The following is a 7,724-nucleotide window of genomic DNA, read 5'->3' as shown; positions in this document are numbered from 1 at the left end:
GTTGAACATTCCCGGCACGCCTTCATCGATCACCACCACCTTCGACGGCTACCCGATGGCCCAGAAGGGCGAGGGCGAGAAGGCGCTGCGCATCTGCGTCATCGCCTCGCTTGTGGGCGGGCTGGTAAGCGCCTTGGTGCTGTTTCTGTTCGCGCCGCTGCTGGCGGACTTCTCGATCAAGTTCTCCTATGTCGAGAAGTTTCTGATCATCCTGCTGGCGCTCTCGGTGATCGCCTCGCTGTCCAGCAGCATGCTGATCGGTATCTTCAGCGGCGTGATCGGCATCTGGCTCAGCCTGATCGGCGACTATAGCATCTCCGATGGCGGCAACGGTCATACCCGGCTGATGTTCGACTTCATGGAGCCGTACCTGTTCGAGGGCTTTTCGCTGCTGCCGGTGCTGATCGGCATTTTCGGTATCTCGACGATTCTGCTGGAAGCGGAGAAAGGCGTGAAGCGCGACACGGCCGGTGAGCGCATCAAGCTCGGCAAGGAGGGCGGTTTCTCCTTGTCGGTCTTCAAGGGTGGGCTGACCAACCTGACTCGCTCGTCGTTCATCGGCACCTTCGTCGGCATGCTGCCGGGCGTGGGGGGCAGCGCGGCCTCGGTGCTCGCCTATACGCAGGAGAAGAACCTGGCTCGAGACTCCTCGCAGATGGGCAAAGGCGCCCCCCAGGGCCTGATCGCGTCAGAGTCGGCCAACAACGCCCTGACCGGTGGTGCGCTGATTCCGCTCTTGTCGCTGGGTATTCCGGGGGACTCCACCACCGCCGTGCTGATCGGTGCCTTCACGCTGCAGGGCATTCAGGTCGGGCCGCTGTTCATTCCGGAAAACCACGATACCTGGTATGTGATGATGGTGGCGCTGGTGCTGGCGAACTTCGTCATGTTCGTGCTGATGTTCTTCGCCATCAAGCATATCGCCAAGGTGGTCATGGTCCCCAAGCACATCCTTTATCCGCTCATCGTCATGATGTGCGTGGTGGGGGCTTACGCGATCAACTACGGCATCATGTTCGATGTCTGGACGCTTTTGATCTTCGGGGTGCTGGGCTATCTGATTCAGAAGATCGGGCTGGAAGTCGCACCGCTGATCATCGGCTTCATTCTGGGAAGCCAGGCGGAGGTCTATTTCGTCAAGAGCCTCGAGTCCTTCGGTACCTATTCCATCTTCTTCACCAAGAGCTCGATCGCCATGGTGCTCTGGGCGCTGATCGCCGCGTCGGTGCTGTTTGCGATCGCAATGGGGTTCAAGTCGCGCGCTCGCCAGAAAATGGAGCTGAGCCAGATGCATACCCCTTCGAACACCACTGCAGGAAAGCGTCATGACTCAACCAACGACTAATTCACGCGTCATTCAGGTTCACCCGAGCGACAACGTCGCCATCGTGATCGAGCACGGGGGCCTTGCCGAAGGGGTCAAGATCAACGAGACGTGCACGACGCTGATGCCGATCCCCCAGGGGCACAAGGTGGCGCTCGAGCCGATCAAGGAAAACGACGACATCGTGCGTTACGGCGAGGTGATAGGCACCGCGGTCACCGCGATCGAGCGCGGCGCCCACGTCAACGAGCACAACGTGCGCCTGCCGACGGCCCCGGCGCTTTCCGAGCTTCCGCTGGCGACCCGCCAGCCGCCGGCCCAGGCGCCGCTCGAAGGCTACACCTTCGAGGGTTTTCGTAATCCGGACGGCAGTGTGGGCACCAAGAACGTGCTCGGCATCACCACCAGCGTTCAGTGCGTGGCCGGCACCGTGGAGTACGTGGTCGCGCGGATCAAGCGCGAGCTTCTGCCGCGTTTTCCCAACGTCGACGACGTGGTCGGGCTCAACCACAGCTATGGCTGCGGGGTCGCGATCAACGCGCCGGCGGCGATCGTGCCCATTCGCACGCTCAAGAACATCGCGCTGAACCCGAACTTCGGCAACGAGATCATGGTGATCGGCCTTGGCTGTGAAAAGCTCCAGCCGTCGACGCTGCTTGAAGATCGTCCAGTGAAGATCTTTGAGAACACCGAGGCCGCCGACCCGGACGCCAACGTGCTGAGCCTGCAGGACGAGAGCTTCGAGGGCTTTGGCGAGATGGTCGAGGGCATTCTCGCCATGGCCGAGCGCCACCTGGAGCGTTTGAACAAGCGAAGCCGCGAAACCTGCCCGGCCTCGGAATTGGCCGTGGGCATGCAGTGCGGTGGCAGCGACGCCTTTTCCGGCGTGACCGCCAACCCGGCGGTGGGCTTCGCCACGGACCTGATCGTGCGCGCCGGCGGCAGCGTCATGTTCTCGGAGGTGACCGAGGTGCGCGACGCCATCCACCTGCTCACGCCGCGCGCCGTCGACCGCGAGGTCGGCCAGGCGCTGATCGACCAGATGGCCTGGTACGACGACTACCTCTTGCAGGGTCAGGCCGATCGCAGCGCCAACCCGTCGCCGGGCAACAAGAAGGGCGGCTTGAGCAACGTGGTCGAGAAGGCGCTGGGCTCGGTCATCAAGTCCGGCAACTCGCCGATCGTCGATGTCATCGGCCCGGGCGAGCGGCTGCGCCGCAAGGGGCTGACCTTCGCCGCCACGCCGGCCAGCGACTTCATCTGCGGCACGCTGCAGCTGGCCGCGGGCATGAACCTGCAGGTCTTCACCACCGGACGCGGCACGCCTTACGGGCTTGCCATGGTGCCGGTGCTCAAGGTCGCGACAAACTCGCATCTGGCCAGGCGCTGGCACGACATCATCGATCTCGACGCCGGGCGCATCGCCACCGGCGAAGCCACCATCGAGGAGCTGGGCTGGGAGCTTTTCCACCTCATCCTCGACGTCGCCAGCGGGCGCAAGCAAGCCGCCGCGGACCGGCTCGGCATCCATAACGACCTGGTGCTGTTCAACCCGGCGCCGGTGACCTGAGCCGCCGCCTTTTAAACGTATCAACGACGCAAAAGTGCCAAACGACAAGAGAGCTATCGCCATGTTTCCCAAGATCACGTCGATGAAAGTCGTGCCGGTCGCCGGCTACGATGGGTTTCTGCTCAACCTGAGCGGTGGTCACGCGCCCTGGTTCATTCGCTGTGTCGTGATTCTGGAAGACAGCGCCGGCCATCAGGGCGTCGGTGAAATCCCGTCGAGCGAAGGGATTCTCAAGGGACTCGAGCAGTGCCGCGGCATCGTCGAGGGCTCCACCGTCAACGCGTTCAAGCAGACCTTGAACAGCGCCCGCCTGGCCCTGGCTAAAAACGGCCGCGAAGAGCGTGGCCGCCAGACCTTCGATCTACGCGTGGCGGTTCACGTCATTACCGGGCTCGAGTCGGCGCTGCTGGATCTCTACGGCCAGGCGGTGGGCCTTCCGGTGGCGGACCTGCTGGGTCAGTACGGTCGCCAGCGCGACGAGGTCGAAGCGCTCGGCTATCTGTTTTTGCTCGGCGACCCGGACAAGACGGATCTGCCCTACCCGAAGACGAGCGACCCGGTCGATGCCTGGGACGAGGTGCGTTACCAGAAGGCGCTGACGCCGGAGGCGGTGGCCAATCTCGCCAAGGCCGCTTATGAGCGCTACGGCTTCAAGGACTTCAAGCTCAAGGGCGGAGTGCTTAGAGGCGAGGAGGAGGCCGACTGCATCCGCGCGCTGCACGATGCCTTCCCCGAGGCGCGCCTGACGCTCGACCCCAACGGCGCCTGGACGCTCGACGAAGCGGTGCGCGTGCTCGAGCCGATCAAGCACCTGTTAAGCTACGCCGAGGACCCCTGTGGCCAGGAGGAGAGCTACTCCGGGCGCGAAACCATGGCCGAGTTCAAGAAACGCACGGGTCTGCCCACGGCCACCAACATGATCGCCACCGACTTCAAACAGCTGCAGTACGCCGCCCAGCTCAACGCGGTCGACATTCCGTTGGCGGACTGCCACTTCTGGACCATGCAGGGCGCCGTCATGGTCGGGGAGCTTTGCAACGAGTGGGGCATGACCTGGGGCTCGCACAGCAACAACCACTTCGACATTTCGCTTGCGATGATGACCCACGTCGCCGCGGCCTGCCCGGGGGAGATCACCGCGATCGACACCCACTGGATCTGGCAGGACGGCCAGCGCATCACCAAGGAGCCGTTCTTGATCCGCGAAGGCAAGCTCAAAGTACCGACCACCCCGGGGCTCGGCGTCGAACTCGACGAGGAGAAGCTCAATCAGGCGCATCAGCTCTATCAATCGCTGGACGTCATCCAGCGCAACGACGCCATGGCGATGCAGTACCTGATTCCGGGCTGGACCTTCGATCCCAAGTGTCCTGCACTGGTCCGCTAGAGTGCACGTTTTGTTTTGGCGGCACTCTCCCCATCCGTGGCGTTGTAGTGCGCACTAACCTCGACCATAGCACTTTGGTCGCAACCCCCATCTTTTTAGTTGCTACTCTGGCTCGGGTTGCTTACTTTTCAAAAGTATGATGTATGACTAAAAATGGCTTGTTTCGAGACGACTCCCTAGCGATTCATCCGGCCTGGGCACATACGAGGGCGCTGCCGTGAAATTTTCATCACAACAAACCAAAGAAGCCGTGGGCGATGGATTGCTCTCCTTTCCCATCACGGATTTCGGCGCCGACGGACGGTTCGACGAGCCACGCTATCGCGAGCGGCTGGCCTGGTTCATCGGTCATGACATCTCGGCGGTATTCGTCGCCGGCGGCACGGGCGAGTTCTTCAACCTGACGCTTGACGAGTACACGCGTATCGTTCGGGCGGCCGTGGAGGTCGTCGACGGCAAGCTGCCGGTGATTGCCAGCGCAGGCTTGAGCGTCGAGGCCGGCAAGGCCTTCGCCAAGGCAGCCGAAGAGGCCGGGGCCGACGGTATCCTGCTGATGCCGCCGTATCTCACCGAGTGCCCGCAGGAGGGTCTGGTCGAGTACGCCGGGCAGATCTGTGCTTCCACCGCCCTCAATGTCATCTACTACAACCGCGGCAACGGGGTACTCGAGGCGGCTTCGGTCCAGGCACTGGCCGAGCGCTGTCCGAACCTGATCGGGCTCAAGGATGGCAAGGGCGACATCCAGGCACTGAACAAGATCATCAAGACCGTGGGTGACCGACTGGTCTACGTGGGCGGCGTTCCCACGGCGGAAATCTTCGCCGAGGCGTACCTTTCCATCGGGGTCAACACCTACTCCTCCGCCGTGTTCAACTTCGTGCCCGACATGGCGGTCGCCTTCTACAAGGCGCTGCGTCGCGGCGATTCGGCGGTGGTCAAGGAGATCACCCAGAAATTCTTCATTCCGTTCATCGACCTGCGCGATGAAAAGGCGGGTTATGCCGTCAGCTTGATAAAGGAGGGGGCCGCGATCATCGGTCGCCCGGCAGGAAGCGTTCGGGCGCCGTTGACCATGCCCACCACGGCGCAGCGCCAGCAACTGGAACGCCTGATCGATCAGGCGCGTTCCTTCAACCACTGAAACGTCCAATACAGAAGGTGTGAGTGATGAAAACAACAAACCTCTATCGCCATTCGATCAGCGCCCTCGCCGGGGTCACCCTGCTGGCCGCGGCGGTCTCCGCCCAGGCCGCCAACTGGCGCGGCTGGAACATCCATCCGGACGGCTACCCCAATACCGAAGCACTCGAGGCGTTCGCCGAGGCGGTGGCCGAGCGAACCGACGGGCGCGTGACGCCGCGGGTCTACAACAACGCCGTGCTGGGCGATCAGTCCGACGCCATCGAGCAGACCCGTAATGGCGCGCTCGATTTCGCCAACTTCAACATGGGGCCGATGGGCCCGATCGTACCCGAGACCGACGTCTTCTCGCTGCCGTTTCTGTTCACCGATATCGACCACATGCACCGGGTGATGGACGGCGAAATCGGCGAGCGTTTCGCGGATGCGCTCGAGGCCAAGGGGCTGGTGGTACTCTCCTGGTTCGATTCCGGCGCCCGCAGTATCTATAACACCCAGCGCCCCATCCGCACGCCGGAAGACGTGCGCGGCTTGAAGATTCGGGTCATGAACAACGACCTGTACGTGCAGATGATGGCCGCACTCGGCGGTAACGCAACCCCCATGGCCTACGGCGAGGTGTACCAGAGCCTGACCACCGGCGTGCTGGACGGCGCCGAGAACAACTTCCCGTCGTTCGAATCCAGCAACCACTACGAAGCGGCCGGGTACTTCTCGCTCACCGAGCACCTGATCATTCCGGAGTGCCTGTGCGTAGCCAAATCGAGCTGGGACGCGCTTTCCGAAGAGGATCAGGAGATCGTGCGTGACGAAGGCATGAAAGCCTCCGAGCTGCAGCGCGCGCTGTGGGTCGAAAGCTCCGAGGAGAGCCGCCAACTGGTGCTGGATGCCGGCGTCGAAATCAACGAGGTCGACGACAAGCAGGCGTTCCAGACCCTGATGGAGCCGATGTACGAGGAGTTCATCGCCAACAATCCCGGCACCGGCGAGCTGATCGAAGAGATTCGCGCCGCGCAGTGATCTTTCGTTTGAACGTTTCCCGGCGGCGGGCCGCCGCCGGGGAGTAAGAGGGTCGGTGACGTGAGTATAGAACTTGAAACCCCGGACGAGCAGAAGAGCAGGGCCTCGCAGGGGGCGCTCGATCGCGTGCTGGACGCCGTAGCCGGTGTGTGTGTCGGGGTCGCTGGCATCATGCTGGTCGCGTTGATCGTGACCTTCGGCTGGCTGGTGTTCGGGCGCTACGTGCTCAATGATACGCCCACCTGGGTCGAACAAACCTCGCTGGTGCTGGTGGTGTACATCACCTGTCTGGGGGCAGCGGCCGGAGTGCGCTATCGCAGCCATCTCAATATCGATTTCGTTCGTGAAAGCCTTCCTCCACTACTGCGTGGACTGATGCACCACGTGTCTGATCTGTTCATCGTCGTGTTTGGCGTCTTCATGGCCTTTCAGGGGTGGCAGTTGGTGATGACCAACATGCAGCGTGCGATTCCCATGATTGGACTGCCAGAAAGTGTTCGCGCCGCGCCGTTGGTGATCTGCGGCGTGCTGATTGCGCTGTTTGCCGCCGCCGATATTTTCCGGCGGCTCACGTCTCGCTCCACCGAGAGGGCTTAGGCCATGGGGCTACTCATCCTGTTTGGACTCTTCTTTCTGGGCCTGGTGGCCGGCGCGCCGGTCGCGTTCGCCGTGGGGCTGGCGGCGGTCGCCACCTTCATGTACGAGGGGCTGCCGCTGTTCGTCGCCTTCCAGCGGATCCTGTCGGGCATTTCGGTGTTTTCGCTGCTGGCGATTCCCTTTTTCATCTTCGCCGGTGAGCTGATGCTGCATGGCGGGATCTCGACGCGCCTGGTGCGCCTGGCCTCGGCCATGGTGGGCAAGATGCGCGGCGGACTCGGCATGGTCAACATCAGCTCCTCCATGCTGTTCGGTGGTATCTCCGGCTCGGCGGTGGCGGATACCTCGGCGCTGGGCTCCATTCTCATCCCGGTGATGAAGGAGAAGGGCTACGACGCCGACTACGCGGTCAACGTCACGGTCACCTCCTCTATTGCCGGGGTGGTCATCCCGCCGAGCCACAACATGATCCTCTACGCGGTGGCCGCCGGCGGCGGTATCTCGGTGACGCAGCTGTTCATCGCCGGCATCGTGCCGGGCATCCTGATGTGTCTGAGCCTGGCGGTAGCGGCGTACATCGTCGCGGTGAAGCGCGGCTACAAGGGCGAGGCATTTCCCGGCTGGCAGGCGCTGTTTTTGAGCCTGGTCGCGTCGCTGCCGGGACTGATGACCGCGGTGATCATCGT

The 7,724-nt window shown here is 62.7% G+C and carries 7 protein-coding genes; all 7 read left to right on the top strand.

Annotated features, from left to right (window positions below):
• Positions 1-1,345, top strand: a 1,345-nt coding sequence (locus BIS11_RS07120; RefSeq protein WP_253585865.1) for a tripartite tricarboxylate transporter permease, incomplete at its 5' end; no start/stop codon positions are given.
• A complete protein-coding gene (garD, locus tag BIS11_RS07115; RefSeq protein WP_253422435.1) occupies positions 1,326-2,894 on the top strand; it encodes a galactarate dehydratase in 1,569 nt (522 codons plus the stop codon). The genes BIS11_RS07120 and garD, both read left to right, overlap by 20 nt.
• A 61-nt stretch (positions 2,895-2,955) precedes the next feature.
• Positions 2,956-4,281, top strand: a complete 1,326-nt coding sequence (locus tag BIS11_RS07110) for a glucarate dehydratase family protein (RefSeq protein WP_253422433.1) — start codon at positions 2,956-2,958, stop codon at positions 4,279-4,281.
• A gap of 217 nt (positions 4,282-4,498) precedes the next feature.
• On the top strand, positions 4,499-5,422 hold the full coding sequence (gene kdgD / locus BIS11_RS07105) for a 5-dehydro-4-deoxyglucarate dehydratase (RefSeq protein WP_253422432.1): 924 nt from the start codon (positions 4,499-4,501) through the stop codon (positions 5,420-5,422).
• Between the two features lie 26 nt (positions 5,423-5,448).
• Positions 5,449-6,441 (top strand): TRAP transporter substrate-binding protein, encoded by a 993-nt coding sequence (locus BIS11_RS07100; RefSeq protein ID WP_253422430.1) that lies wholly within the window; start codon positions 5,449-5,451, stop codon positions 6,439-6,441.
• Between the two features lie 60 nt (positions 6,442-6,501).
• Positions 6,502-7,038, top strand: coding sequence for a TRAP transporter small permease (locus tag BIS11_RS07095; protein ID WP_253422428.1), 537 nt, complete (start codon positions 6,502-6,504; stop codon positions 7,036-7,038).
• Between the two features lie 3 nt (positions 7,039-7,041).
• The coding region (locus tag BIS11_RS07090; protein ID WP_253585864.1) for a TRAP transporter large permease subunit at positions 7,042-7,724 on the top strand (683 nt) is incomplete at its 3' end.

The sequence above is a fragment of the Halomonas sp. 707D4 genome (assembly GCF_024158685.1).
Lineage (GTDB): Bacteria > Pseudomonadota > Gammaproteobacteria > Pseudomonadales > Halomonadaceae > Vreelandella.
The sequence above is the reverse complement of the archived record's forward strand: the minus strand, read 5'-3'. Positions and strand labels throughout refer to the sequence as shown.